The organism is Streptomyces violaceoruber (assembly GCF_033406955.1).
Classification (GTDB): Bacteria; Actinomycetota; Actinomycetes; order Streptomycetales; family Streptomycetaceae; genus Streptomyces; species Streptomyces violaceoruber.
In genome coordinates, this window is record NZ_CP137734.1 from 6,653,613 (window position 1) to 6,678,232 (window position 24,620).

The following is a 24,620-nucleotide window of genomic DNA, read 5'->3' on the forward strand; positions in this document are numbered from 1 at the left end:
CCCGCTTTCCCGGGCACGCGCGACAGGGGCTTTCTCGCCGTCTTCCGTCCGGACTTGAACGAGTGTCAGCCATTTCTTGGCATGGACACTTCCAGTCAACGCGCGTAGCTGCTACCACGGTTGTGGCAGCAATCCTGCTAAGGGAGGTTCCATGAGACGTTTCCGACTTGTCGGCTTCCTGAGTTCGCTCGTCCTCGCCGCCGGCGCCGCCCTCACCGGGGCAGCGACCGCTCAGGCGGCCCAACCCGCCGCCGCCGACGGCTATGTGGCCCTCGGTGACTCCTACTCCTCCGGGGTCGGAGCGGGCAGCTACATCAGCTCGAGCGGCGACTGCAAGCGCAGCACGAAGGCCCATCCCTACCTGTGGGCGGCCGCCCACTCGCCCTCCACGTTCGACTTCACCGCCTGTTCCGGCGCCCGTACGGGTGATGTTCTCTCCGGACAGCTCGGCCCGCTCAGCTCCGGCACCGGCCTCGTCTCGATCAGCATCGGCGGCAACGACGCCGGTTTCGCCGACACCATGACGACCTGTGTGCTCCAGTCCGAGAGCTCCTGCCTGTCGCGGATCGCCACCGCCGAGGCGTACGTCGACTCGACGCTGCCCGGCAAGCTCGACGGCGTCTACTCGGCGATCAGCGACAAGGCGCCGAACGCCCACGTCGTCGTCATCGGCTACCCGCGCTTCTACAAGCTCGGTACCACCTGCATCGGCCTGTCCGAGACCAAGCGGACGGCGATCAACAAGGCCTCCGACCACCTCAACACCGTCCTCGCCCAGCGCGCCGCCGCCCACGGCTTCACCTTCGGCGACGTACGCACCACCTTCACCGGCCACGAGCTGTGCTCCGGCAGCCCCTGGCTGCACAGCGTCAACTGGCTGAACATCGGCGAGTCGTACCACCCCACCGCGGCCGGCCAGTCCGGTGGCTACCTGCCGGTCCTCAACGGCGCCGCCTGACCTCAGGCGGAAGGAGAAGAAGAAGGAGCGGAGGGAGACGAGGAGTGGGAGGCCCCGCCCGACGGGGTCCCCGTCCCCGTCTCCGTCTCCGTCCCGGTCCCGCAAGTCACCGAGAACGCCACCGCGTCGGACGTGGCCCGCACCGGACTCCGCACCTCCACGCGCACGGCACTCTCGAACGCGCCGGTGTCGTCGTGCGTCGTCACCACCACGCCGTCCTGGCGCGAGCGCTCGCCGCCCGACGGGAAGGACAGCGTCCGCCACCCCGGGTCGGAGACCGACCCGTCCGCGGTCACCCACCGGTAGCCGACCTCCGCGGGCAGCCGCCCGACCGTGAACGTCGCCGTGAACGCGGGTGCCCGGTCGTGCGGCGGCGGACAGGCCCCCGAGTAGTGGGTGCGCGAGCCCACCACGGTCACCTCCACCGACTGCGCTGCGGGGCCGCTCTGCCCGCCGTCGGTCCCGGAGGACGCCGGGGGACTCGGCTCCCCGGCGCCGCCGCTCGCCGCCGCGGACGTGGCCCCCGGGCCCGGACTCCCGCCCGAACCCTCCGTCCCGCCACCGCCGTCCGAGCGGTCCAGCAGCGAGTACGTCAGTCCGGCCAGCGTCAGGACCAGCACGGCCAGCCCCACCAGCAGTACGGCCCGCGCCCGCCGGTCCCGGCCCCCCGGCGCACCGGGCGCACCCGCCGCGGAGGTGTCCCCGGCCGCCGCTACGGGCATCGGCGGCGTCGGTGCGGTGGGCAGCCCCGGGTGGGCGGCCACGACCGTCGGGGCGAACGCGCCGGACGGCGGCGCGCCGGTGCGCGGGCCCCGGCCGGGCGGTGCCCCGCCGGCGCCCACGAGGCGCAACGCGCGTTCGGCCTCCTCCGCCGGGAGCCGCTCGGCCGGGTCCTTGCGCAGCAGGCCCTCCACCACCGGCCCGAGCGCACCCGCCCGGCGCGGCGGCGGCACCTCCTCGTCGACGATCGCGCGCAGGGTGCTCAGCGGAGTGCCCTGACGGAACGGCGAGACCCCCTCCACCGCCGCGTACAGCAGCACGCCCAGCGACCACAGGTCGGACGCGGCACCGGGCGTGCGGCCGAGCGCCCGCTCCGGGGCGAGGAACTCGGGCGAGCCGACGACCTCGCCGGTCATGGTCAGCGCCTCGCTGCCCTCCACCCTGGCGATCCCGAAGTCGGTGAGCACCACCCGGCCGTCGTTCGCCAGCAGCACGTTGGCCGGCTTCACGTCCCGGTGCAGCACCCCGGCGGCGTGCGCGGCCCGCAGCGCGGCCAGCACCTCGGCGCCGATCAGCGCGGCCCGGCGGGGCTCCAACGGGCCCTCGGCGTCCAGCAGGTCGGCCAGGGACAGCCCGCGGACCAGCTCCATCACGATCCAGGGCCGGCCTCCGTCGGTGGCCACGTCGTACACCGTGACCACGTTGGGGTGGGAGATCCGGGCGGCGGCCCACGCCTCCCGCTCCAGCCGGGCGTACATCCGCCCGACGTCGGTCTGCGACAGACCGGCGGGGGCGCGCACCTCCTTGACGGCGACCTCGCGGCGCAGCACCTCGTCGCGGGCGCGCCACACGGTGCCCATGCCGCCCTCGCCGAGCGGCGACAGAAGCCGGTAGCGGCCGGCGATCACACGCTCGCCGTCGGGTTCTCCGGACACGGGCGCCCCCTATGACGTCACGCGCGGACCCTTCACAAAGTAGACCAACCCGGTGCGGATGCGACCCCCTCGGCGCCGATCCCGCCCCGGCCACTGGCGTTTTCGGGCCGCGCATCCGTAACCCCTGCCGAGGGCGTGCCACCGCGCGCCCGGCGGTGACGTCGACGGGCCGGACGCGGTCCGCGGAGAGGGGGACGGGGTGGCGGGCGACCGGGTGGCGGCGGACGAGCTGCTGGTGCTGGTGGCGGACGGCGACCAGCAGGCCTTCGAGGAGCTGTACGGGCTGGTGTCGGGGCCGGTGTTCGGACTCGTGCGGCGCGTGGTGCGCGACCCGGCCCAGTCCGAGGAGGTGGCACAGGAGGTGCTGCTCGAACTGTGGCGGTCCGCGGCGCGCTTCGACCCCCGCCGGGGGAGCGCCCTGTCGTGGATCCTCACCGTCGCCCACCGCCGCGCCGTCGACCGGGTGCGCAGCGCCCGCGCGGCCGGCGAACGGGACCGGCGCGAGGCCCACCGCTCCCACCACCCCGCCTTCGACCAGGTGTCGGAGGAGGTCGAGGCGGAACTCGAACGCGAGTGGGTGCGGGGCTGCCTGGACCGCCTGACCGCGTTGCAGCGCCAGTCGGTCACCCTCGCCTACTACGACGGCTACACCTACCGGGAGGTCGCCGAGCGACTCTCCCTGCCGCTGGGCACGGTGAAGACCCGGATGCGGGACGGGCTGGGCCGCCTGCGCGAGTGCCTGGGCGGCGTCGCATGAGCCTCTTCGGCCACTCGCTCGCCGCCCCCTACGCCCTGGACGCCCTGGAGGGCGCCGAACGGGTCCGCTTCGAACGGCACCTGGAGGGCTGCGCCCGCTGTGCCGCCGAGGTGCGGGCGCTGTCCGAGGACGCCGTCCGGCTGGCCCGGTCCACGGCCGCCCCCGCACCGCCCGCCCTGCGCGAGCGGGTCCTGGCCGCCGTACGCACCACCGCGCAGGAGCCCGCTCCCGCGCGCGGACCGGTGCCGCGGCGGTCGGTCGGGCACGTCCGGCCGCGCCCCCTGCTCGTGCCGTTCGCCACGGTGACGGCCGCCGCGGCGCTCGTGGTCGCCTCGCTCTTCGCGGTGCGGGCCGACCGGACCCGGGACGAGCTGGCCACCGCACGGGACCGGGCACGTGAGATCGCCCACGTTCTCGCCGCTCCGGACGCCCGGGCGGCGCGCGGTGCGGACGCACGCGGCCGCGGTGTCGCGGTGGTCGCCTCCGCGTCCAGGGGGCGCGCGGTGGTGACCCTGAGCGGGTACGGCGAGCCGCCGGGCGACCGCGTGCGCCAACTGTGGGTCATGCGCCCCGGCGCCGAGCCGCGCTCCCTCGGGCTCTTCGACGGCGACACGCCCCTGGTCGCCGCCGGCCTGAGCCGCTCCGCGACGTCACTCGCGGTGACGGTGGAACCCGGCGGGGGCTCGGACCTGCCGACGACTGAGCCGGTCGTCCAACTCGCCCTGGAATCTGTTGGATTCGGAGAGTAATCGTCAACCCCCTTACGGGGAAGGTGAATCCTGTGACCGCGATACACGCATGCCGTACCGGGGCGATAGGGTTACCCTGCCCGGGCCGGGTGGACTCGTACGGGTGGGGAGTGACATGGAACAGATAACAGTGCGCAGCAGGGCAAGGGTCCCTGCGATCACCTGCGGAAGCAGCGCGACCAGCTCGCGCCTCGACCGTCATCTCGCGGTACTCGGCGGGCCCGCCCTGCCGCCGCGGGAGACCGTGGAGGCGACGTCGCTGATGCGTGAGCTGACCGCGCGTGAGCCCGCACACAAGCGCAGCAACCGGGGCGCCAGGGTGCGCCGGGTCTCGCTGTTCGCGCCACTGCGCCGACTGCGCCGCTCGCTGTTCGGCGGCAACTGAGACCCGCGCTCCGGCGGTCACACCTCCCGGCGCGGCGCCGCGGCACTCGTCCGTCATCCCCACGGCACGCAGCGGCGCCCCGGTGTGCTCCCCGGGCGCGGGCCTTCCCCGGTACACCCGGCCCCGTACGTCCGTCCCGCACGTGTTCGCACGTTCCGGTCCCGCACGGCACCTGCCCGTCCCCGCCGCCTCCCCACCGGCGGTGACGCGGTACCCCGGCCCGTTCAGCGGCCCCCGTGCGCGTACCGGCGTACCGCGAGCGGGACGAAGACCGCCAGCAGTACCGCGCACCACGCCAGCGACCCGGCGACGGGATGCGTCACCGGCCAGGCGGCCCCGTCCGGCACGGGCGCGTTGCCGAAGAGGTCCCGCAGCGCCGTGGTGACCGCGCTGATGGGGTTCCATTCCGCGAGCGTGCGCAGCCAGCCCGGCAGCCCGTCGGTCGGGATGTACGCGTTGGACAGCAGCGGAAGGATGAAGGTCGCGCCGCCCAGCTGGCCGGCGGCCTCCTCGTTGCGGGTGAGCAGCCCCAGGAAGATCCCGATCCACGTCGTCGCGAACCGGAACAGCAGCAACAGCCCGAGCGCGCCCACCGCGCGGAGCGCGCCGCCCTCCACCCGCCAGCCCACCGCGAGCCCGACGAGCAGCAGCGGCACCGTCCCGGCAGCCGTGACGAGCACGTCGGCGACCGACTGCCCGAGCGGCACGGCGGCCCGGCTCACCGGCAGCGTCCGCAGGCGGTCCGTCACGCCCCGGTGGGTGTCCTGGGCCGCCTGGAACATGCCCGTCATGATGCCGTTCGCGGCGGTGGCGACCAGCAACCCCGGCACCAGGAAGGCCCGGTACTCCTCGCCCGGCATCGCCAGCGCGCTGCCGAACACGTAGCCGAAGAACAGCAGCATCGTGATCGGCATGGTCTGGGTGAGGATGAGCAGACCCGGGTTGTTGCGGGCCCGCCGCAACTGGCGGCCCAGCAGGGCCGCCCCGTCGTACGCCAGACCGTACGCCGAGCCGTGCGGACCCGTCGTCACCGTGCTCATGCCACCAGCTCCTTGCCGTCGTCGCTGCCGTTGCGGTCGTTGCGGTCGTCGCTGCCGGTGCCGCCGGTCAGGCGGAGGAAGACGTCGTCGAGGGTCGGCGGCCGCAGGCTCGCGTCCGCCAGCGGCACGCCCGCCGCGTCGAGTTCGCGCACCAGGCGGGGCAGGGTCAGGGTCGGATCGGTGCTGACGACGCCGACCGTGCGCCGCTCGTGGTCCAGGACCGGTTCGGCGCCGGTCAGCCGGTCCAGGACCCCCGCCGCCCGCACCAGCGCGTCCGCGTCCGCGACGACGGCCTGCGCGTAGGTCCCCACCAGCGCCTTGAGTTCGGCCGGCGACCCGGTGTGCGCGACCCGGCCCCGGTCCACCAGGGCGATGTCGTCGGCCAGGCGGTCGGCCTCCTCCAGGTACTGCGTGGTGAGCAGCACGGTGGTGCCGTCCGCCCTCAGGGCGCGCACGGTCTCCCAGACGCGGTTCCGGCCGGCCGGGTCGAGCCCGGTCGTCGGCTCGTCCAGGAACAGCACCTCGGGGCGGCGCACCAGGCTCGCGGCCAGGTCGAGACGGCGCCGCAGGCCGCCGGACAGGGTGACGGCGGGCCGGTCGGCGGCCTCGGCCAGGCCGAACCGGTCCAGCAGCTCGTCGGCCCGCGCCGCCGCGTCCCGCACCCGGTGCAGCCGGGCGAACAGCCGCAGGTTCTGCCGGCCGGTGAGGTCTCCGTCCACCGAGGCGTACTGCCCGGTCACCCCGATCAGACGACGCACCGCGGCAGCCTCCCGTACCAGGTCGTGCCCGGCGACCCGCGCCGAGCCCGCGTCCGGCCGCAGCAGCGTGGTCAGCAGCCGGACCGCCGTGGTCTTGCCCGCCCCGTTCGGCCCGAGCAGCCCGCAGACGGTGCCCTCGGGCACCGCGAGATCCAGCCCGCGCAGCGCGCGCACGGTGCCGAAGCGCTTCTCCAGACCCTCACTAAGTACAGCGTACGTAGTAGTCATGTGCCGACCATAGCGCACTACGTACGGTGTACGTAACTAGGATGGTGGCCGAGGTGATGCACGATGGCGGGCCGAGCGGCCGTACCCGAAGTGATCTGGTCGCGCCCCGAGCGCACCGGCCGGGGGCCGAGACCGGCGTACACCCGCGCCGACATCGCCGCCGCCGCGGTGCGGATCGCGGACGCCGACGGACTGGACGCGGTCTCGATGCGCCGCGTCGCGGGCGAGCTGGGCTGCGGCACGATGTCGCTCTACAACTACGTCCCCCGCAAGGAGGACCTGTACGAGCTGATGATGGACGCGGTCAGCGGCGAGCACGAGCTGTGGGAGCCGAGCGGCGACTGGCGCGCGGACATGATCCGGGTCGCCCACCAGACCCGCGCCCTGATGCACCGCCACACCTGGCTGCCCCGCCTGATGTCCCCCGTCTACGGCTTCAGCCCCAACGCCCTGCGCTACCTGGAGCACTGCCTGGCCTGCCTCGACCCCTTCGAGGCGCCCTACGGCACCAAGATGGAGCTGGTCGCGATGGTGAACGGCGTGGTGACGACCTACGTCGCCAACGAGATCGCCACCGTCGAGCGCACCCGCTCGCTGCCCTGGTCCGAGGAGCAGGAGAACGCGGCGCGCATCGCCTACCTCGGCCGGCAGGTCGCGAGCGGCGCCTACCCGCGGCTGGCGGCGTCCTTCGCCGAGGACGCGGGGCCGATCGACCTGGAGGGGGTCTTCGAGCGGGCGCTGGCCCGGGTGCTGGACGGGTTCGCCTGAGCAGGGGAGCCGATCCGGCCGGGGGTCACAGCAGCGCCAGCTGCCCCTCCGGCCCCTCCTCCCGGTCGTCCAGGACGGAGGCCGGCCGGCGGGCCGCCCCGGGCACCGGCAGTACGCCCGCCTCGCGCAGCTCGGTCGCGGTGATCTCGTCCGTGACCGTCAACTCGCGGCACTCCTCGCGCACTTCGGCGAGCAGGGCGAGGACCGTGATCAGCTCCAGCAGCTCGGACGTCCAGCTCTGCGGCCAGCCGGCCGGGCGGATCGCCGTCAGCGTGCCGGGCTCGCCCTCGGCCGCCCGGGCCGCGAACCACTGCTCCAGCACCCGCACCCCGCCCACCTCGAAGTCCCAGGCCCCGGGCGGCACGGGGGAGATGCGGCCCTCGTCCAGGAACAGGGCCTCCTCCTCCCGGTCGTAGCGCAGGACGAGCGGACGCGGGGGCAGCGGGGCGCGGACGTACGGGCGGCGGCCGCCGGGCAGCTTGGGGCGTTCGCCGTCGCGGCGCATCAGCCACAGGGCGCGCCGGCCCAGTTCCACCCCGTGCTCCCACAGTGCGGGGTCCGCGGTGAGCGGAACCAGCGAGCCGGGCCGCACGGCCGCCGCCGACCAGGCGAGCACGTCCAACGGGGCGGGGCGCCGGCCGAGCCGGGCGGCCAGATGGTCCGGCAGGCCCGGGGCGAGGTTGGGCTCCGCGCCGCCGGGACGGCGGTACAGCGGACGGATCCGGGCGGGCCCGAACAGCGGCAGCAGCGAGGTCGCCAGGAGCTGCGGCCCACCGGCGGCCTCGGGCGCCTCCACCACGAAGACCTGCCGCGCGTCGGCCACCCGCCACAGCTCCGGACGGGCCGCGTCGATCAGCCGGTGGTCGGGGATCAGCCACTGCTCGTCGAACGGCGCCCGCAGCACCCGGACCGGCTCCGGACAGGGCCCCGCGGCGCGCACCAGCCGCTCGGTGCCCCCGGCGCCGCCCGGCAGCCGCCCGACCGCCGAGTACGGCGTGCGCGAGCGGGTCGGCTCGAACAGGGCCGCGCGGTCGGGTCCCTCGGCCTTCAGCAAGGCGTCCCAGCGGGCCTTCAGGGACGCCGCGTCGGGTGCCGTCGGCCACCCCCGGCCGAGCCGCGGCGGTGCGACGGACCACGGCATGAGGTCCGCCAGCGGCGGGGCGTCGTCGTGCGTCACGCCGGGCATCGTACGACGGGGCACCGCCGGCTCACGTGGCGTCCAGGGTGACCGTGAAGGAGAAGCGGTCGCCCCGGTAGTGGATGACCGCCACGTCGAGGACCCGGCCCTCCAGGTCGTAGGTGATGCCCGTGTAGTGCAGGATCGGGCTGAGCAGCGGGACTTCGAGCAGCCGTGCCGTCTCCGGGTCCGCGAGCCGGGCCTCGACGGTGTCGGTGATCCGGCTGATGTCCATGCCCACCACGTCCCGCAGCACCTTCGTCATCGGCCACCGGGCGAGGTCGTCCAGGTCGATGCGCCCGGCCAGTTCGGGACGGACGTAGTTGCGGGCGTGGTTGGTCGGCTCGCCCGTCTTCTCGTCGCAGCGCAGCCGGTGGTACAGCGCCACCTCCGGCACCTGGGGGAAGTACTCGGCGAGTTCGGACGGCACCGGCGCGGTGCCGTGGTCCAGCAGCTCGGCCTTCATCCCGGACTGCTGCGCCACGATCGCGTCCACCGAGCCGAGCAGCCGCACCGGGGCGCCCCGCCGGGCGTGCGGCTCGATGAACGTGCCCCGCCGGCGGTGGCGGGTGATCAGCCCCTCGTCCTCCAGCTCCTTCAGCGCCTGCCGCATGGTCAGCACGCTCACCCCGTAGTGCCCGGCCAGCTGCTCCTCGGTGGGCAGGCGCAGCGGGTCCCGGGGCGAGCGGCCGAGTATCGAGGCGCGCAGCGACTGCGACACCTGGTACCAGAGCGGCAGCTTGCGGTTCAGGACGATGGAGTCCGGGGCGAAGGAGGTCACGGGCCATCCGTACCGGTAGGAAAACCTCAGTGCAAGGGGCGGAAGTGCCGCTCCAGGCCCTGCCAGACGTCGTCGTAGCCCGGTTGCAGGTGCTCGGCGCGGGCCGCCTGGGGAGTGAGGGTCACCGGCCACCGCGTCTCGAACATGAACGCCAGTCCGTCGTCGATCCGCTGCGGCTTCAGCTCGGCGGCGCTCGCCCGGTCGAAGGTCTCCCGGTCCGGGCCGTGCGCCGACATCATGTTGTGCAGCGAACCGCCGCCCGGCACGAAGCCTTCCGCCTTCGCGTCGTAGGCGCCCTCGATCAGGCCCATGTACTCGCTCATCACGTTCCGGTGGAAGTACGGCGGCCGGAAGGTGTCCTCGCCCACCAGCCAGCGCGGCGCGAACACCACGAAGTCCACACCCGCCAGTCCCGGCGTGTCCGACGGGGAGGTGAGCACCGTGAAGATCGACGGGTCCGGGTGGTCGTACGAGATGGAGCCGATGACGTTGAAGCGGCGCAGGTCGTAGACGTAGGGCACGTGGTTGCCGTGCCAGGCGACGACGTCCAGCGGGGAGTGGTCGTACTCGGCCGTCCAGAGGTTGCCGCAGAACTTGTTGACCACCTCCACCGGGCCCGGCGTGCTCTCGTCGTCCTCGTACGCGGCGACCGGCGCGCGGAAGTCCCGGGCGTTGGCCAGGCCGTTGGCGCCGATCGGGCCCAGGTCGGGGAGCTGGAACGGCGCGCCGTAGTTCTCGCAGACGTAGCCGCGGGCGTCCTCGTCCAGCAGCTGGACGCGGAAGCGGACCCCGCGCGGGATCAGCGCCACGTGTCCCGGCTCGGCGTGCAGCAGCCCGAACTCGGTGCGCAGCAGCAGGCCGCCGCGCTCCGGGACGATCAGCAGCTCGCCGTCCGCGTCGCTGAAGACGCGGTCCATGGACGCGGTGGCGTGGTACAGGTGCACGGCCATGCCGGTGCGCTGCGTCGCGTCGCCGTTGCCGCCGAGCGTCCACAGCCCCTCGACGAAGTCCGTGGCGGGCCCGGGCACCGGCAGCGGGTTCCAGCGCAGCCGGTTCGGGTCCGGCACGGCCTGGTTGAAGGGCGCGGTGCGGATCGTGCCGTTGCCCGAACGGGTGAACGCGGGGTGTGCGGCCGACGGGCGGATCCGGTACAGCCACGACCGCCGGTTGTGCGCCCTCGGCTCCGTGAACGCCGTGCCGCTCAGCTGCTCCGCGTACAGGCCCAACGGCGCCCGCTGCGGCGAGTTCCGGCCCTCGGGCAGCGCGCCCGCCACGGCCTCCGAGGCGTGCTCGTTGCCGAAACCGGACAGATAGGCCAGCCCCTCCGCGGTCTTCCGCGCGTCCCCGCTCATTGATCGCTCCCTCGCAACCGATTCCCACCCGATTCCTATGGCACACCGTAGGATTGCGGTTTCCCGCGCGCAAGAGGGCACAAGAGGACTTCCCCGCTCCGCTCCCGCCTTCCCGCTCCGTCCCGGCATCCGTCGTGAGGATGACGAGGATGACCGGAACCAGACCCCCGGGGGATCCGGACTGTCGGACCCGTGTTCTAGTCTCGCGTCATGTCGTGGACGCGAGGAGTGCTCGCCGTGCTCGCGGTCTGTGTCCTGCTGTTGACGGGATCGGCGGGCTGCGGCTCCGGGGGCGGGGAAGAGCCGGAGGCCGGTGATTCGGCCACGCCGGTGGGCAAGCTGGTCGAGGACACCGACGAAGAGGGCCGGCGCTACCGCGAGGTGGACGCCGAGCTGGCCCCCGAGGTCGGCGTCGAGGTGCAGCCCGAGGCCGACGACAGCTGGGACGTGCGCCTGACCGTCCGCGACTTCAGGTTCTCGCCGGAGGGCACGCAGGCGAAGGCGGTGGCCGGCCGCGGCGTCGCCCGCCTCTTCCTCGACGGCGACCTCCTCACCCTCCTGCGCGGCCCCCGGTACCGCCTGCCGGCCGGCCTGGTCCCGCGCGGCACGCACCAGCTCACGGTCCGCCTGTACGCGGACGACGACACCGTCTGGGCCGTCGACGGCGAGCCCGTCGAGAGCACCGCGGACATCACGGCGTCGGACGCGGAGCCGACCGGGGCGACGCAGCCGGAGACGGTCGAGGGCCGCACGGTCACCGAACCGGCGGCGGACCGGTGAGCGCGCCCGCCACCCTCCTCCGGCGCCTCGGAGGTCCGGCGGGCGCCCCCGGCCGTACCGGAGACCACGGTTCACCCGGCCGGGTGGGCAGGGCATCATGAGGACCGTGTCCCACCCGACCCCGCTCCGCCGTGCCCCCGTGCAGCGACGCAGCGCCGAACGGCTGACCCGGATCCTCGACGCCTGCGCCGACCTCCTCGACGAGGTCGGTTACGACGCCCTCAGCACCCGGGCCGTGGCGCTGCGCGCGGACGTGCCCATCGGGTCGGTGTACCGCTTCTTCGGCAACAAGCGCCAGATGGCCGACGCCCTGGCCCAGCGCAACCTGGAGCGCTACGCGGAGCGCGTGACCGAACGGCTGACGGAGGCGGGCGACGACGGCTGGCGCGGTGCGCTGGACACCGTGCTCGACGAGTACCTGGCGATGAAGCGGACCGCGCCCGGCTTCTCCCTGATCGACTTCGGCAACCAGATCCCGGTCGGCGACCGTCACGCCGTCCCCAACCACCGCGTCGCCGAGCGGCTCACCGAACTGCTCTCCGGCTACCTGGGCCGCCGCCCCGACGACGACCTGCGCCGCGTCTTCCTCGTGGCCGTGGAGACCGCCGACACCCTCGTGCAGCTCGCCTTCCGGGTCGCGCCGGACGGGGACGAGAAGATCATCGAGGAGGCCCGGGAGCTGCTGCGGGCGTACCTGGGGCGCGTGCTCGACTGACCCGGCGCGACCGCACCGCCGCCCGGACACCCCTGTCGCAGCCCGTCCACCCCCTCCCCAACATGCCTACCGGTCGGTATGCTCGCCGGGCACAGCGCGCCACCGCCGCCTTCCGGGAGGACCCGTGCCCCGCACCGCCCTGCGTATCTGCCCCCTGTGCGAGGCCACCTGCGGCCTGGCCCTCACCGTCGACGGCAGCACGGTCACCGCCGCCCGCGGCGACCGCGACGACGTCTTCAGCCGGGGCTTCATCTGCCCCAAGGGCGCCTCCTTCGGAGCCGTCGACTCCGACCCCGACCGGCTGCGCGCGCCGCTGGTGCGCACGAACGGCGAACTGCGCGAAGCCACCTGGGAGGAGGCCTTCGACGCGGTCGCCGCCGGCGTCCGGCCCCTCGTCGAGCGGTACGGACCGCACTCCGTCGGCGTGGTCCTCGGCAACCCGAACGTCCACACCATGGCGGGCGCCCTCTACCCGAACGTCCTGCTCGGCGCCCTCGGCAGCCGCAGCCTCTTCACCGCGTCCACGCTCGACCAGATGCCCAAGCACGTCTCCAGCGGACTGCTCTTCGGCGACGCGAACGCCATCCCGGTGCCCGACCTCGACCGCACCGACCACCTCCTGCTCATCGGCGCCAACCCGCTGGAGTCCAACGGCAGTCTGTGCACCGCCCCCGACTTCCCCGGCCGGCTCAGGGCCCTGAAGGCCCGCGGCGGCACCCTCACCGTCGTCGACCCGCGCCGCACCCGCACCGCGAAGCTCGCCGACCGGCACGTGGCGATCCGCCCCGGCAGCGACGCGCTGCTGCTGGCCGCGATGGCCCACGTGCTGTACGAGGAGGGGCTGGTCGACCTCGGCGCCCTCGCCCCGCACGTCGGGGGAGTGGACGACGTCGCGGCCGCCGTACGCGACTTCACCCCCGAGTCCGTCGCCGCCGCCTGCGACGTCGACGCCGACGTGACGCGCGCCCTCGCCCGCGAACTCGCCGCCGCACCCACCGCCGCCGTCTACGGCCGCATCGGCAGCTGCACCGTCCCGCACGGCACCCTCGCCAGCTGGCTCGTGGACGTCCTCAACATCCTCACCGGCAACCTCGACCGGCCCGGCGGCGCGCTCTTCCCGCAGGCCGCCACCGACCGGACCCCGCGCCCCGCCGGACCCGGCCGCGGGTTCGCGCTCGGCCGCTGGCGCTCCCGGGTGAGCGGGCACCCCGAGGCGAAGGGCGAACTGCCGCTGTCCGCCCTCGCCGAGGAGATCGACACCGCCACCGACGCGGGCGAGCCCGTCCGCGCGCTGCTCACCATCGCCGCCAACCCCGTGCTGTCCGCGCCCGACGGCGACCGGCTCGACAAGGCGCTGGAGTCCCTCGACTTCATGGTGAGCGTCGACCCCTACCTCAACGAGACCTCCCGCCACGCCCACGTCGTCCTGCCGCCGCCCCCGCCCGCCCAGAGCCCGCACCACGACTTCGCCTTCAACACCCTCGCCGTGCGCAACCAGGTCCGCTACACCCGCCCCGCCGTCCCGCTGGAGCCCGGCAGGATGGCCGAGACGGAGATCCTCGCCCGGCTCACCCTGGCCGTCACCGGGGCGCACGGCACCGACCCCGCCGCCGTCGACGCCCTGGTGATCGAGCAGACCCTCGCCAAGGCCGTACGGGAGCCGCACTCACCCGCGCACGGCCGCGACCCCGCCGAACTGACCGCCCTGCTCACCGGCGGGACCGGCCCCGAGCGGCGCCTCGACCTGATGCTGCGCCTCGGCCCCTACGGCGACGGCTTCGGCGCCCGGCCGGACGGGCTGACCCTGGAGCGGCTCCTCGCCCACCCGCACGGCATCGACCTCGGCCCGCTGCGCCCCCGCCTGCCGCAGCCCCTGAAGACCCGCAGCGGCAAGGTGGAACTGCTCCCGGCACCGATCGCCGCCGACCTGCCGCGCCTCGCACGGGCCCGGGACGAGCGCCCCGCCGGGCTCGTCCTCGTCGGCCGCCGCCACCTGCGCTCCAACAACAGCTGGATGCACAACGTCCCCGCCCTCACCGGCGGCTCCAACCGCTGCACCCTGCACGTCCATCCCGAGGACGCCGCACGGCTGGGTCTGCGCGGGGCGCAACCGGTGCGCGTGACGGGCCCCGGCGGAGCGGTGACCGTCCCCGCCGAGGTCACCGACGCCGTCCGGCCCGGCGTCGTCAGCCTCCCGCACGGCTGGGGCCACGACCGGCCCGGCACCCGCCAGACGCACGCCGCCACCGATCCCGGCGTCAACGTCAACCAGCTCCTCGACGGCAGCGCGCTCGACCCGCTCTCGGGCAACGCCGTACTCAACGGCGTACCCGTCACGCTCACACCGCTGACCGGGGCAGAGCTGTGACCTGGAGTTCTGCGCTTATTGCTCGCATGTCAACGTCTTGTTAACGCTGCTTCGCGCCACCTAACGTCGCTCGCACCGCCTGCCCCGGTGGGATGTTCAAGGGCGAACGTTAGGTACTCATTCATGCTGACCATCCTCGGCTTCGCCATGATCGCGACCTTCCTGGTCCTGATCATGATGAAGAAGATGTCGCCGATCGCGGCGCTCGTGCTGATTCCCGCGCTGTTCTGCGTGCTCGTCGGCAAGGGCGCCCATCTCGGCGACTACGTCATCGACGGCGTGTCCAGCCTCGCCCCCACCGCGGCGATGCTCATGTTCGCGATCGTCTACTTCGGTGTGATGATCGACGTCGGGCTCTTCGACCCGATCGTCCGGGCCATCCTGAAGTTCTGCAAGGCCGACCCGATGCGCATCGTCGTCGGCACGGCGCTGCTCGCCGCGATCGTCTCGCTGGACGGCGACGGCTCCACCACCTTCATGATCACGGTCTCGGCGATGTACCCGCTGTACAAGCGGCTGAAGATGAGCCTGGTCGTGATGACCGGCGTCGCCGCGATGGCCAACGGCGTGATGAACACGCTGCCCTGGGGCGGCCCCACCGCCCGCGCCGCCACCGCGCTGAAGGTCGACGCCACCGACATCTTCGTCCCGATGATCCCGGCCCTGGCCGTGGGTCTGGTCGCGGTCGTCGTCCTGGCGTACGTGCTCGGTCTGCGCGAGCGCAGGCGGCTGGGCACGCTGTCGCTGGACGGGGCGCCGGAGCGGGAGCCGGAGACCGAGACGGTGCTGGTCGGTGCGGGCGCGGGTACGGGGGCGGCCGGAGTTTCCGGTGCGGCCGGGGTTTCCGGTGCGGGTGCGGGTGCGGGTGCGGGTGCGGGTGCGGCTCGCGGTGCGGCGGGCGGCCCCGCTGCGGCGGGCGACCGGGACACCGGGGCCGGCGGCGAGTCCGACGACGACTTCAAGGGCCTCGACCCGAACCGGCCCACCCTGCGGCCCAGGCTGTACTGGTTCAACGCGCTGCTCACCCTCGCGCTGCTCACCGCCATGATCATGGAGCTGCTGCCGATCCCGGTGCTCTTCCTGATCGGCGCCGCGCTCGCCCTCACCGTCAACTTCCCGCACATCCCGGACCAGAAGGCCCGCATCGCGGCCCACGCCGACAACGTCCTCAACGTCTCCGGCATGGTCTTCGCCGCCGCCGTCTTCACCGGCGTCCTCACCGGCACCGGCATGGTCGACCACATGGCCAACTGGCTGGTGGACACCATCCCCGACGGCATGGGCCCGCAGATGGGCCTGGTCACCGGCCTGCTGAGCCTGCCGCTGACGTACTTCATGTCGAACGACGGCTTCTATTTCGGCGTCCTGCCGGTGCTCGCCGAGGCCGGCCAGGCGCACGGCGTGTCGACGCTGGAGATCGCCCGCGCCTCGATCGTCGGCCAGCCGCTGCACATGTCCAGCCCGCTCGTCCCGGCCGTGTACGTCCTGGTCGGCATGGCCAAGGTCGAGTTCGGCGACCACACGCGGTTCGTGGTGAAGTGGGCCGTCCTGACGAGCCTGGTGATCCTCGCGGCGGGCATCCTGTTCGGCATCATCTGACCGTCGGAGATCGTCGGATCATCGGAAGGAGACGCGATCATGGTGCCCAGTGGGAACCGCGGCTGGCTGCTCCGCCTCGTCATCGCCTTCGGCTTCGCACAGGCCGCGGTGTCGATGGCCCGGCCCGCCGTCTCCTACCGGGCCCTCGCGCTGGGCGCGGACGAACGGGCCGTCGGTGTCATCGCCGGGGTGTACGCGCTGCTGCCGCTGTTCGCCGCCGTTCCGCTGGGCCGCCGCACCGACCACGGGCGCTGCGCACCGCTGCTGCCCGCCGGGGTGGTGCTCATCGCCGGGGGCTGTGCGCTGAGCGGCGTCGCCGGGTCCCTGTCGACGATGGCCCTGTGGAGCGGCGTCATGGGCCTCGGCCACCTCTGCTTCGTCATCGGCGCCCAGTCACTGGTCGCCCGCCAGTCCGCGCCGCACGAACAGGACCGCAACTTCGGCCACTTCACCATCGGCGCCTCGCTCGGCCAGCTGATCGGCCCCATCGCCGCGGGCGCGCTCATCGGCGGCCCCGACATGGCCGGCAGCAGCGCGCTCGCCCTGGTGGTGGCGGGCGCGGGCGCGGCGGTCGCCTTCACGTCCCTGTGGCGCATAGAGCACCCCGGGGCCGCCAAGTCCCGTGCGCAGCAGGGTGCGCGCGTCCCCGTGGTGAGCATCCTGCGCGCCCGGGGCGTGCCCGCGGGCATCCTGATCAGCCTCTCCGTGCTCTCCGCCACCGACATCCTCACCGCCTACCTGCCGGTGGTCGGCGAGCAGCGGGGAATCTCCCCGGCCGTGATCGGCGTACTGCTCAGCCTGCGGGCCGCCGCGACGATCGCCTGCCGGCTCGTGCTGACGCCCCTGCTGCGGCTGCTCGGCCGCACGGTGCTGCTCACGGTCACGTGTCTGCTGGCCGCCCTGCTGTGCGCCGGGGTCGCGCTGCCGGTGCCGGTGTGGGCGCTCGCCCTGATGCTGGTCGTCCTCGGCTTCTGCCTGGGCGTCGGCCAGCCGCTCTCCATGACCACGGTCGTGCAGGCGGCCCCCGACGAGGCGCGCTCCACGGCCCTCGCCCTGCGCCTGACCGGCAACCGCCTCGGCCAGGTCGCCGCCCCCGCCGCCGCGGGCCTGATCGCGGGCGTCGCGGGTGTGGCGGCGCCCTTCGTGATGCTGGGCGCGCTCCTCCTGCTCTCCTCGGGCGTCGCCCTGCGTTCGCCGTCGACCGGGACGACCGGGACGACCGGTGCGGGCGGTGCGGGCGGTGCGGGCGGTGCGGGCGGTACGACGGGTACGGCCGGTGCGTCCGGTGCGACCGGTCGGGCCGCCGGGCCCCGGAGTCCGGAGATCGGGCAGGATGTCCCGGACCGGGCGGGCGACAGCCGGCCGTGCCGGGAGTCGAGGGGATGAGCATGATCCTGATCGTTCTGTCCGTCGTCCTGCTCCTCGTGGTCGGCGGCTGCGTCTGCGTCGTGTGGGCGGGCCGGGGCGGCCCGCCGTGGACGCGCGCGGTGGCGACGGCGACCCTGGCGGCGGGCGAGCTGGTCCGCACCTCCCGCCGCTCCGGCGGCAACCGCGGAGGCGGCGACCCGGACGGCTCGTCGGACGGCTGACGCGGCGGCCGTCCCGGCGTGATCACGTCGTGAGACGCCCCGCCCCCTGAATCCGGCCGTCCGCTTTCTCACCAGGTGGACGGTCGCGCCGAGATGTCGTCGGGTGTCTTCCCCAGGCCGGGCACGGTCCGTTAACTTCCGTGACTCACACGCCCCGTACGACCCGCACGAGGGCGTCCGACCGCGGAGCACCAGAGCTCAGTGAGCCCCCGGGGGCACCTCCATGACACGCGCCATCTCCCTGCACGACGTGAGCAAGACCTACGCGCGAGGCGTCCGCGTGGTGGACCGGCTGTCGCTGGACATCGCGCCGGGTGAGTTCCTCGTCCTGCTCGGCCCCTCCGGCTGCGGGAAGTCGACCGTGCTGCGCATGATCGCCGGGCTGGAGGAGATCACCGAGGGAGAGCTGACGCTGGACGGCGCGTACGCCAACGACCTGCTCCCCGCGGAGCGGCGGATGGCGATGGTCTTCCAGAACTTCGCCCTGTACCCCAACATGACCACCCGCGGGAACATCGGCTTCCCGCTGCGCGTCGAGGACCCGCAGACCGACCACACCCCCCGCGTGGACGCCACCGCCCGCATGCTGGGCATCGAGGACCTCCTCGACCGCCTCCCCGCCCAGCTCTCCGGCGGCGAACGCCAGCGGGTCGCCATGGGCCGGGCCATCTCCCGCCACCCCACCGCCTTCCTGATGGACGAGCCGCTGTCCAACCTCGACGCCAAGCTCCGCAACCACCTGCGCGCGGAGATCACCCGGCTGACCCGGGAGCTGGGCGTCACCACGATCTACGTCACCCACGACCAGTCCGAGGCCATGTCGCTGGGGGACCGCGTCGCCGTCCTGCGCGGCGGCGTCCTCCAGCAGGTGGACACCCCGCGCGCCGTCTACGCCCTGCCCCGCAACGTCTTCGTCGCCGCCTTCATCGGCACCCCCCGCATCAACCTGCTGCGGGGTCTCGTGCGCGCCCCGCTGGACGGGGCGATGACCATCAGCCTGGGCAAGCAGTTCCTGCGCCTGCCCGAACCGCTCTCCCTGGACCACCAGTTGCTCCGCGTCCAGCAGGGCCGCGAGGTCATCGTGGGGCTGCGCTCGGAGGCCGTCCGGATCGCGAAGCCCTCGTCCGCCCGCCCCGGCGAGGTGCTGCTCACCGGGCTCGTGGAGCACGTCGAGTTCCAGGGCCACGAGGTGCTCGTGCACTTCAACACCGGCTCACAGCCGGCCGTCGTGCCCGACCTGGAGGCCCCGCGCCCCGCCGCCCGCCCGGTCAGGCGCCGCCGCCGCGACGGCACGGTCCTGGAGCGGCTGAGGGAACGCGCGGGCGCCCTGCGCGCCGGTCCCGTGGTCGTCATGGACGAACCGCCGGAGCCCGGACCGGCGGTCGCCGCCCCCGACGGCCGCCTCCCCGGCGACCTGATCGTCCGGACCACCCCCGACATCGACCTCCGCCACGGCATGCAGGTACCCCTCCTCGTCGACCTCGCCCACCTCTTCGTCTTCGACCAGCACGGCGACCGGATCTGCCCCGCCCCGGCGCGGCTGCCGGACCTGGAGGAGTGACCACGCCGCGTTCCCGCGTACTCCGGGAGGGTGAGCCGCGCCACCATCGGGGGAGCCCCTGGTGCCGTAAAACTAACGGCGCTAGTTTGGGGTCGGACGACGACGCCCGCCCGGAAGGAACCCGATGAAGGCACACGACGGCATGTACATCGACGGAGCCTGGCGCCCCGCCGACGGCCGGGACACGATCGACGTCGTGAACCCGGTCGACGAGCAGGTGATCGGCAAGGTCCCCGCGGGCAGCGCCCTGGACGTCGACACCGCCGTACGGGCCGCCCGCGCCGCCCTGCCGGGCTGGGCCGCCACCCCGCCCGCCGAGCGGGCCGCACGCCTGGCCGCGCTGCGGGACGTCCTGGTGGCCCGCAAGGACGAGATCGCCGAGACGGTCACCGCCGAGCTGGGCTCCCCGCTGAAGTTCTCGCAGGCCGTGCACGCGGGCGCCCCGATCGCGGTCGCCGGTTCCTACGCCGAACTGGCGGCGACGCACGCCTTCGAGGAGAAGGTCGGCAACTCCGTGGTCCACCACGAGCCGGTCGGCGTGGTCGGCGCCATCACCCCCTGGAACTACCCGCTCCACCAGATCGTCGCCAAGGCCGCCCCGGCGCTCGCGGCCGGCTGCACGATGGTGCTCAAGCCCGCCGAGGACACCCCGCTCGTCGCGCAGCTCTTCGCCGAGGCGGTGCACGAGGCCGGGATCCCCGCGGGCGTCTTCAACCTGGTCACCGGACTCGGCCCGGTCGCCGGACAGGCCCTCGTCGAGCACCCGGGTGTCGACCTGGTGTCCTTCACCGGCTCCACCGCCGTCGGCCGCCGGATCGGCGCCACCGCGGGCGCCGCCGTCAAGCGGGTCGCCCTCGAACTCGGCGGCAAGTCCGCCAACGTCATCCTTCCGAGCGCCGACCTGGCCAAGGCGGTCAACGTCGGCGTCGCCAACGTCATGTCCAACTCCGGTCAGACGTGCAGCGCCTGGACCCGGATGCTGGTCCACCGCGACCAGTACGACGAGGCGGTGTCGCTCGCCGCCGAGGCCGCCGCGAAGTACGGCGACCGGATCGGCCCCGTCGTCAACGCCGAGCAGCGGGAGCGGGTGCGCGGTTACATCGGGAAGGGCGTCGCCGAGGGCGCGCGCCTCGTCGCGGGCGGCCCCGAAGCCCCGCGCGAGCAGGGGTACTTCGTCAGCCCGACGGTCTTCGCGGACGTCACCGAGGAGATGACGATCGCCCAGGAGGAGATCTTCGGCCCCGTCCTGTCCATCCTCCGCTACGAGGACGAGGACGACGCCCTCCGGATCGCCAACGGCACGGTCTACGGCCTCGCCGGCGCCGTGTGGGCCGGGGACGAGGCCGACGCGGTCGCCTTCGCCCGCCGGATGGACACCGGGCAGGTCGACATCAACGGCGGCCGGTTCAACCCGCTGGCGCCCTTCGGCGGCTACAAGCAGTCGGGCGTGGGCCGCGAACTGGGCGCCCACGGCCTCACCGAGTACCTCCAGACCAAGTCCCTCCAGTTCTAGCCCGCAGGGGAGCCGTCCACGTCATGGCCGTCCGTACCGCAGTCCGTGCCGCCGTCGTACCCGCCCCGGGGGCCCCGCTGGAGGTCACCGGCATCGAGCTGCCCGAGCCCGGCCCCGGCCGGGTCCGGGTGCGGCTCGCCGCCGCCGGGGTCTGCCACTCCGACCTTTCCCTGTCCAACGGCACCATGCGGGTGCCGCTGCCCGCCGTCCTCGGCCACGAGGGCGCCGGCACCGTCGTCGCCGTCGGCGAGGGCGTCACCCACGTCGCGCCCGGCGACGAGGTCGTCCTCAACTGGGCCCCCTCCTGCGGCGCCTGCCACGCCTGCTCGCTCGGCGAGGTGTGGCTGTGCGCCCACGCGCTCGCCGGCGCCGCCGACGTGCACGCCCGCCGCGCCGACGACGGCACCGACCTGCACCCCGGCCTGAACGTCGCCGCGTTCGCCGAGGAGACGGTGGTCGCCGCGTCCTGCGTCCTGCCCGCCCCCGAGGGCATCCCCCTCACCGAGGCGGCGCTGCTCGGCTGCGCCGTCCTCACCGGCTACGGCGCCGTCCACCACTCGGCGCGGGTCCGCGAGGGCGAGACGGTCGCGGTCTTCGGCGTCGGGGGAGTGGGCCTGGCCACCCTCCAGGCGGCCCGGATCGCGGGCGCGTCGAAGATCGTGGCGGTCGACGTGTCCCCCGAGAAGGAGGAACTGGCCCGCGCCGCGGGCGCCACCGACTACCTCCTGGCCTCCGACACCACCGCCCGCGAGATCCGCGCCCTCACCGGCAAGCAGGGCGTCGACGTCGCCGTGGAGTGCGTGGGCCGCGCGGTCACCATCCGCACCGCCTGGGAGTCCACCCGGCGCGGCGGCCGCACCACGGTCGTCGGCATCGGCGGCAAGGACCAGCAGGTCACCTTCAACGCCCTGGAGATCTTCCACTGGGGCCGCACCCTGTCCGGCTGCGTCTACGGCAACGCCGACCCCGCCCGCGACCTCCCGGTCCTCGCCGAACACGTCCGCGCCGGCCGCCTCGACCTCGGCGCCCTGGTCACGGAACGCATCGCCCTGGACGGCATCCCGGCGGCCTTCGACAACATGCTGGCGGGCAAGGGCGGGCGAGCACTGGTGGTGTTCTAGGCCCTGGCGTCGAGTTCCCCTCGGCCCGGCGAGGCCGTGGACGCCGCCTGCCTCAAGGGCGCGGGAGGTACCCCCACGCGCCCCACCGGGCGCCGACCACGTACGACCAGCACGCCGGTCGACGCCCGGCACCCCCGGCCTCCGGCCGGGGGGAGGAACCTGGGAGCACACACCTGACGCCGCCGAGCCCGCCCTCCGGGCGGACGACGGCAATGGTGACGACACCCCCACGAGACCCCTAGGCCCCCTAGGCCCGCCCCGCGTCCTCGCGCCGTGGCTCCGCCGTGGGCGCGGCCCGGTCGGGGACCGCGGCCGGGCGCCTGCGCGAGCGGGACACGGCCACGCCCGCCAGGCACAGCGCTCCGCCCGCCAGGGTGAGCAGCCCCGGGACCTCGCCCAGTGCCAGCCACGACATCAGCACGACCAGCGCGGGCACGGCGTACGTGGTCGCACCCATGCGGCCGGCGGTCGTACGGGCCAGGGCGTAGGCCCACGTCGTGAACGCCAGGGCGGTCGGGAACACGCCCAGGTAGACCATGTTGAGCGTGGCGGAGACCGGCGCGCCGGCCGCCTCGTGCACCAGCTGCCCGGCGAACGGCAGGCAGAGCACCGCCCCGACCAGGCACCCGAACGTCGTCACCTGAAGGGCGCTCGCGTGCGCCAGCGCGGGCTTCTGGGCCACCACCCCGCCCGCGTACGCCACCGCGGCCAGCAGGCACAGCACCACCCCGAACAGCGAGGAACCGCCCTCGCCGGACATGGACAGGCCCACGGTCACCGCACCGGCGAACGACACCGCCATCCCCGTCAGCAGCCGTGGCGGCAGCGCGTCGCCCAGCAGCCGCGCACCGAGCAGCGCGATGAGGATCGGGCCGACGTTGACCACGAGGGCGGCCGTGCCGGCGTCCACCTGCTGCTCGCCCCAGTTCAGGACGACCATGTAGAACCCGAACCACAGCAGCCCCGATATCGCGATCCCCCGCCAGGCCGCGCGCGGCGGCAGCCCCTCCCGGCGCAGCAGCCAGATCGCCCCGAGCGTCAGGACGCCCGACAGCAGCCGGCCGAGCGCCAGCGCGCCCGGCGAGTACGCCTCGCCCGCGCTGCGGATGGAGACGAAGGCGGATGCCCACAGCACGACGGTGACGGTGGCCGCGCCGGCCGCGAGCAGGTCGGGACGACGGTGCCAGGGGGCGGGAGGGGACGTGCGGGCGGTGGTCATCATGCTCCAGAGGCTAGGTGGCGAGAACGGGTGCGTGCTGGCGGATTCCGGACGGTGAGCCGTGCCGGGGGCGGCACTCAGCGCAGCGCCGCCGGGTCGATGTCGAGCAGCTGGGACAGCGCGTCCTCGCCCGCCGGTGTCACCCTCACCGCCCGCTCCGAGCCGATGCGCACGCACCAGCCGGTGTCCAGGGCGTGCCGGCACAGGGCGGCGCCCGCCACGCCCGCGAGATGGGGACGGCGTTCCGTCCAGTCGAGGCAGGCCCGGGCCAGTGGCCGGCGCCCGGTCGGCCGCAGCGGGATCCCGGCGGAGTCGAACCAGCCGAGCCCCGCGTCCGTGAGTGCGAAGCCGGTGTCCTGGCGCAGCAGCCCGCGTCCGGTCAGCGCGTCGGTGACCGCGATGCCGAGCCGTCCGGCGAGATGGTCGTAGCAGGTGCGCCCCCGGGCCATCGCCGAACCGGCGCTCGACGCCCGCAGGGTGCGCGGACGCCGGGCGGCGGCTTCGGGCGCGACCTGCGCCGCCAGGTCCTCCACGAGCTGTGCCACCCGGTCGTCGGCCATCCGCACGTAGCGGTGCCGCCCCTGCCGTTCCTCGGCGAGCAGCCCGCCCGCGACCAGCTTGCCCAGGTGCTCGCTGAGCGTCGACGCGGCGACCCCGGCGTGCCGGGCCAGCTCACCGGCGGTCCACGCCCGCCCGTCCAGCAGGGCCAGCAGGCAGGCGGCGCGCGTCTCGTCGGCGAGCAGCCCGGCCAGTCGTGCGAGGCCGGGAGCCCCGGCGTCCTTCTCGGTCATGCGTCCAGGATGCGCCACGCACCGTTCGGCGGGCGCCGAAGTGTCGGGGAGCCCCCGGCGCCCTCAGACGCCCTGCGCCACCTGCGCGTACTGCTGCGCCAGCCCGTCCAGGAGTGCCGTCAGACCGGTCTCGAAGGCGCGCTCGTCGATCTTCTCCTGCTGCTCGGCCAGGAGGTGGGCCTGCTGGAGGTGCGGATAGTCGGCGGGATCGTAGGCGCCGGCGTCGTCCACGAAGCCGCCGGCGAAGGAACCGAGCGCCGAGCCCATGACGAAGTAGCGCATCAGCGCGCCGATGGAGGTCGCCTGGGCCGCGGGCCAGCCCGCCCGGACCATGGCGCCGTAGACGGCGTCCGCGAGGTGCAGCGCGGCCGGGCGGCGGCCGGGGCCGTGGGCCAGCACCGGCACGATGTTGGGGTGGTCGCGCAGCGCCGTCCGGTAGGAGACGGCCCAGTCGTGCAGCGCGGTCCGCCACTCCCGGCCGTCCTCGAACATCGACAGGTCCACCTGCGCGCTGACCGAGTCGGCGACGGCCTCGAGGATCTCGTCCTTGGTGCGGAAGTGGTTGTAGAGCGAGGGTCCGCTGACCCCCAGTTCCGCGGCCAGCCGGCGGGTGGAGACGGCCGCGAGGCCCTCCGCGTCCACCAGCGCGCGGGCCGTCTCGACGATCCGGTCGGTGCTGAGCAGGGGCTTGCGCGGTCGGGCCATGGCGCACATAGTAGGGCTGCGAGCCGAAACTAGCAGTGCTAATTTAAATGT

At 74.2% G+C, this 24,620-nt stretch carries 23 protein-coding genes; 14 read left to right on the forward strand and 9 right to left on the reverse strand.

Annotation, left to right across the window (positions count from 1 at the left end; genetic code table 11):
* Positions 1-151: 151 nt before the first annotated feature.
* Entirely contained in the window at positions 152-958 is an 807-nt protein-coding gene (locus tag R2E43_RS29775) for an SGNH family lipase (RefSeq protein WP_003977101.1), read from the forward strand.
* Between the two features lie 2 nt (positions 959-960).
* Here the strand turns inward: R2E43_RS29775 and R2E43_RS29780 are convergent, their stop codons facing one another.
* Complete coding sequence (locus R2E43_RS29780; protein WP_332056716.1) at positions 961-2,613, reverse strand: serine/threonine-protein kinase; 1,653 nt, start codon at positions 2,611-2,613, stop codon at positions 961-963.
* Between the two features lie 214 nt (positions 2,614-2,827).
* Here R2E43_RS29780 and R2E43_RS29785 point away from each other — a divergent pair, with 214 nt between their 5' ends.
* The 3 genes from R2E43_RS29785 (at position 2,828) to R2E43_RS29795 (ending at position 4,504) form a co-directional block, all read left to right on the forward strand.
* A complete protein-coding gene (locus R2E43_RS29785; RefSeq protein WP_003977103.1) occupies positions 2,828-3,370 on the forward strand; it encodes a sigma-70 family RNA polymerase sigma factor in 543 nt (180 codons plus the stop codon).
* A complete protein-coding gene (locus tag R2E43_RS29790; RefSeq protein WP_003977104.1) occupies positions 3,367-4,119 on the forward strand; it encodes an anti-sigma factor in 753 nt (250 codons plus the stop codon). The genes R2E43_RS29785 and R2E43_RS29790 overlap by 4 nt, the downstream gene beginning before the upstream one ends.
* 115 nt (positions 4,120-4,234) lie before the next feature.
* Positions 4,235-4,504 carry a hypothetical protein gene (locus tag R2E43_RS29795; RefSeq protein WP_003977105.1) on the forward strand — a complete coding sequence of 90 codons (270 nt, stop codon included), beginning with the start codon at positions 4,235-4,237 and terminating at the stop codon, positions 4,502-4,504.
* Positions 4,505-4,728: 224 nt separating this feature from the next.
* On the opposite strand, the gene R2E43_RS29800 is transcribed toward R2E43_RS29795, so the two are convergent.
* Positions 4,729-5,544 carry an ABC transporter permease gene (locus R2E43_RS29800; RefSeq protein ID WP_011027939.1) on the reverse strand — a complete coding sequence of 272 codons (816 nt, stop codon included), beginning with the start codon at positions 5,542-5,544 and terminating at the stop codon, positions 4,729-4,731.
* Positions 5,541-6,530 carry a daunorubicin resistance protein DrrA family ABC transporter ATP-binding protein gene (locus R2E43_RS29805; protein WP_003977107.1) on the reverse strand — a complete coding sequence of 330 codons (990 nt, stop codon included), beginning with the start codon at positions 6,528-6,530 and terminating at the stop codon, positions 5,541-5,543. The genes R2E43_RS29800 and R2E43_RS29805 overlap by 4 nt, the downstream gene beginning before the upstream one ends.
* A gap of 63 nt (positions 6,531-6,593) precedes the next feature.
* Between R2E43_RS29805 and R2E43_RS29810 the strand changes: the two genes are divergently transcribed.
* Positions 6,594-7,298 carry a TetR/AcrR family transcriptional regulator C-terminal domain-containing protein gene (locus tag R2E43_RS29810; protein WP_003977108.1) on the forward strand — a complete coding sequence of 235 codons (705 nt, stop codon included), beginning with the start codon at positions 6,594-6,596 and terminating at the stop codon, positions 7,296-7,298.
* Positions 7,299-7,323: 25 nt separating this feature from the next.
* Here the strand turns inward: R2E43_RS29810 and R2E43_RS29815 are convergent, their stop codons facing one another.
* Genes R2E43_RS29815 through hmgA form a run of 3 tightly spaced genes read right to left on the reverse strand, consistent with a single transcriptional unit; the run spans position 7,324 to position 10,608 of the window.
* Positions 7,324-8,484: a type ISP restriction/modification enzyme gene (locus R2E43_RS29815; protein WP_161270007.1), complete on the reverse strand. Its 1,161-nt coding sequence runs from the start codon at positions 8,482-8,484 to the stop codon at positions 7,324-7,326.
* A gap of 22 nt (positions 8,485-8,506) precedes the next feature.
* Positions 8,507-9,256, reverse strand: coding sequence for a GntR family transcriptional regulator (locus tag R2E43_RS29820; RefSeq protein WP_003977110.1), 750 nt, complete (start codon positions 9,254-9,256; stop codon positions 8,507-8,509).
* A 26-nt stretch (positions 9,257-9,282) separates the two neighbouring features.
* Positions 9,283-10,608 (reverse strand): homogentisate 1,2-dioxygenase, encoded by a 1,326-nt coding sequence (hmgA, locus tag R2E43_RS29825; RefSeq protein ID WP_003977111.1) that lies wholly within the window; start codon positions 10,606-10,608, stop codon positions 9,283-9,285.
* Between the two features lie 210 nt (positions 10,609-10,818).
* Here hmgA and R2E43_RS29830 point away from each other — a divergent pair, with 210 nt between their 5' ends.
* The 9 genes from R2E43_RS29830 (at position 10,819) to R2E43_RS29870 (ending at position 21,854) form a co-directional block, all read left to right on the forward strand.
* Positions 10,819-11,388, forward strand: coding sequence for a hypothetical protein (locus tag R2E43_RS29830; RefSeq protein ID WP_011027936.1), 570 nt, complete (start codon positions 10,819-10,821; stop codon positions 11,386-11,388).
* Positions 11,389-11,485: 97 nt separating this feature from the next.
* Positions 11,486-12,103, forward strand: a complete 618-nt coding sequence (locus R2E43_RS29835) for a TetR/AcrR family transcriptional regulator (protein WP_332056717.1) — start codon at positions 11,486-11,488, stop codon at positions 12,101-12,103.
* Positions 12,104-12,227: 124 nt separating this feature from the next.
* On the forward strand, positions 12,228-14,471 hold the full coding sequence (locus R2E43_RS29840; protein ID WP_332056718.1) for a molybdopterin oxidoreductase family protein: 2,244 nt from the start codon (positions 12,228-12,230) through the stop codon (positions 14,469-14,471).
* Positions 14,472-14,594: 123 nt separating this feature from the next.
* Entirely contained in the window at positions 14,595-16,070 is a 1,476-nt protein-coding gene (locus R2E43_RS29845; protein WP_332056719.1) for a CitMHS family transporter, read from the forward strand.
* 39 nt (positions 16,071-16,109) lie between these two features.
* On the forward strand, positions 16,110-17,456 hold the full coding sequence (locus R2E43_RS29850) for an MFS transporter (protein WP_332056720.1): 1,347 nt from the start codon (positions 16,110-16,112) through the stop codon (positions 17,454-17,456).
* Entirely contained in the window at positions 17,453-17,659 is a 207-nt protein-coding gene (locus tag R2E43_RS29855) for a hypothetical protein (RefSeq protein WP_106435245.1), read from the forward strand. The genes R2E43_RS29850 and R2E43_RS29855 overlap by 4 nt, the downstream gene beginning before the upstream one ends.
* A 223-nt stretch (positions 17,660-17,882) precedes the next feature.
* Entirely contained in the window at positions 17,883-19,220 is a 1,338-nt protein-coding gene (locus R2E43_RS29860; RefSeq protein WP_003977118.1) for an ABC transporter ATP-binding protein, read from the forward strand.
* Between the two features lie 124 nt (positions 19,221-19,344).
* Entirely contained in the window at positions 19,345-20,733 is a 1,389-nt protein-coding gene (locus R2E43_RS29865) for an aldehyde dehydrogenase family protein (RefSeq protein WP_121709605.1), read from the forward strand.
* Positions 20,734-20,756: 23 nt separating this feature from the next.
* Positions 20,757-21,854 (forward strand): Zn-dependent alcohol dehydrogenase, encoded by a 1,098-nt coding sequence (locus R2E43_RS29870; protein WP_011027929.1) that lies wholly within the window; start codon positions 20,757-20,759, stop codon positions 21,852-21,854.
* A gap of 247 nt (positions 21,855-22,101) precedes the next feature.
* Here the strand turns inward: R2E43_RS29870 and R2E43_RS29875 are convergent, their stop codons facing one another.
* The 3 genes from R2E43_RS29875 to R2E43_RS29885 form a co-directional block, all read right to left on the reverse strand.
* Positions 22,102-23,076, reverse strand: a complete 975-nt coding sequence (locus R2E43_RS29875; protein ID WP_011027928.1) for a DMT family transporter — start codon at positions 23,074-23,076, stop codon at positions 22,102-22,104.
* A gap of 74 nt (positions 23,077-23,150) precedes the next feature.
* Positions 23,151-23,864: an ArsR/SmtB family transcription factor gene (locus R2E43_RS29880; protein WP_016325875.1), complete on the reverse strand. Its 714-nt coding sequence runs from the start codon at positions 23,862-23,864 to the stop codon at positions 23,151-23,153.
* A 63-nt stretch (positions 23,865-23,927) separates the two neighbouring features.
* The gene (locus R2E43_RS29885) at positions 23,928-24,569 is read right to left on the reverse strand and encodes a TetR/AcrR family transcriptional regulator (RefSeq protein ID WP_003977123.1); all 642 of its coding nucleotides are present in this window, start codon (positions 24,567-24,569) and stop codon (positions 23,928-23,930) included.
* Positions 24,570-24,620 lie beyond the last annotated feature (51 nt).

What these genes read in the sequence shown, in the direction of transcription:
- R2E43_RS29810 (WP_003977108.1), top strand. Translation starts at nt 6,594, where the DNA reads ATGGCGGGCCGAGCGGCCGTACCCGAAGTGATCTGGTCGCGCCCCGAG.
- R2E43_RS29870 (WP_011027929.1), top strand. Translation starts at nt 20,757, where the DNA reads ATGGCCGTCCGTACCGCAGTCCGTGCCGCCGTCGTACCCGCCCCGGGG.
- R2E43_RS29860 (WP_003977118.1), top strand. Translation starts at nt 17,883, where the DNA reads ATGACACGCGCCATCTCCCTGCACGACGTGAGCAAGACCTACGCGCGA.
- R2E43_RS29830 (WP_011027936.1), top strand. Translation starts at nt 10,819, where the DNA reads ATGTCGTGGACGCGAGGAGTGCTCGCCGTGCTCGCGGTCTGTGTCCTG.
- R2E43_RS29775 (WP_003977101.1), top strand. Translation starts at nt 152, where the DNA reads ATGAGACGTTTCCGACTTGTCGGCTTCCTGAGTTCGCTCGTCCTCGCC.
- R2E43_RS29815 (WP_161270007.1), bottom strand. Translation starts at nt 8,484, where the DNA reads ATGCCCGGCGTGACGCACGACGACGCCCCGCCGCTGGCGGACCTCATG.
- R2E43_RS29790 (WP_003977104.1), top strand. Translation starts at nt 3,367, where the DNA reads ATGAGCCTCTTCGGCCACTCGCTCGCCGCCCCCTACGCCCTGGACGCC.
- R2E43_RS29850 (WP_332056720.1), top strand. Translation starts at nt 16,110, where the DNA reads ATGGTGCCCAGTGGGAACCGCGGCTGGCTGCTCCGCCTCGTCATCGCC.
- R2E43_RS29880 (WP_016325875.1), bottom strand. Translation starts at nt 23,864, where the DNA reads ATGACCGAGAAGGACGCCGGGGCTCCCGGCCTCGCACGACTGGCCGGG.
- R2E43_RS29835 (WP_332056717.1), top strand. Translation starts at nt 11,486, where the DNA reads ATGAGGACCGTGTCCCACCCGACCCCGCTCCGCCGTGCCCCCGTGCAG.
- R2E43_RS29845 (WP_332056719.1), top strand. Translation starts at nt 14,595, where the DNA reads ATGCTGACCATCCTCGGCTTCGCCATGATCGCGACCTTCCTGGTCCTG.
- R2E43_RS29885 (WP_003977123.1), bottom strand. Translation starts at nt 24,569, where the DNA reads ATGGCCCGACCGCGCAAGCCCCTGCTCAGCACCGACCGGATCGTCGAG.
- R2E43_RS29875 (WP_011027928.1), bottom strand. Translation starts at nt 23,076, where the DNA reads ATGATGACCACCGCCCGCACGTCCCCTCCCGCCCCCTGGCACCGTCGT.
- R2E43_RS29855 (WP_106435245.1), top strand. Translation starts at nt 17,453, where the DNA reads ATGAGCATGATCCTGATCGTTCTGTCCGTCGTCCTGCTCCTCGTGGTC.
- R2E43_RS29795 (WP_003977105.1), top strand. Translation starts at nt 4,235, where the DNA reads ATGGAACAGATAACAGTGCGCAGCAGGGCAAGGGTCCCTGCGATCACC.
- R2E43_RS29800 (WP_011027939.1), bottom strand. Translation starts at nt 5,544, where the DNA reads ATGAGCACGGTGACGACGGGTCCGCACGGCTCGGCGTACGGTCTGGCG.
- R2E43_RS29805 (WP_003977107.1), bottom strand. Translation starts at nt 6,530, where the DNA reads ATGACTACTACGTACGCTGTACTTAGTGAGGGTCTGGAGAAGCGCTTC.
- hmgA (WP_003977111.1), bottom strand. Translation starts at nt 10,608, where the DNA reads ATGAGCGGGGACGCGCGGAAGACCGCGGAGGGGCTGGCCTATCTGTCC.
- R2E43_RS29865 (WP_121709605.1), top strand. Translation starts at nt 19,345, where the DNA reads ATGAAGGCACACGACGGCATGTACATCGACGGAGCCTGGCGCCCCGCC.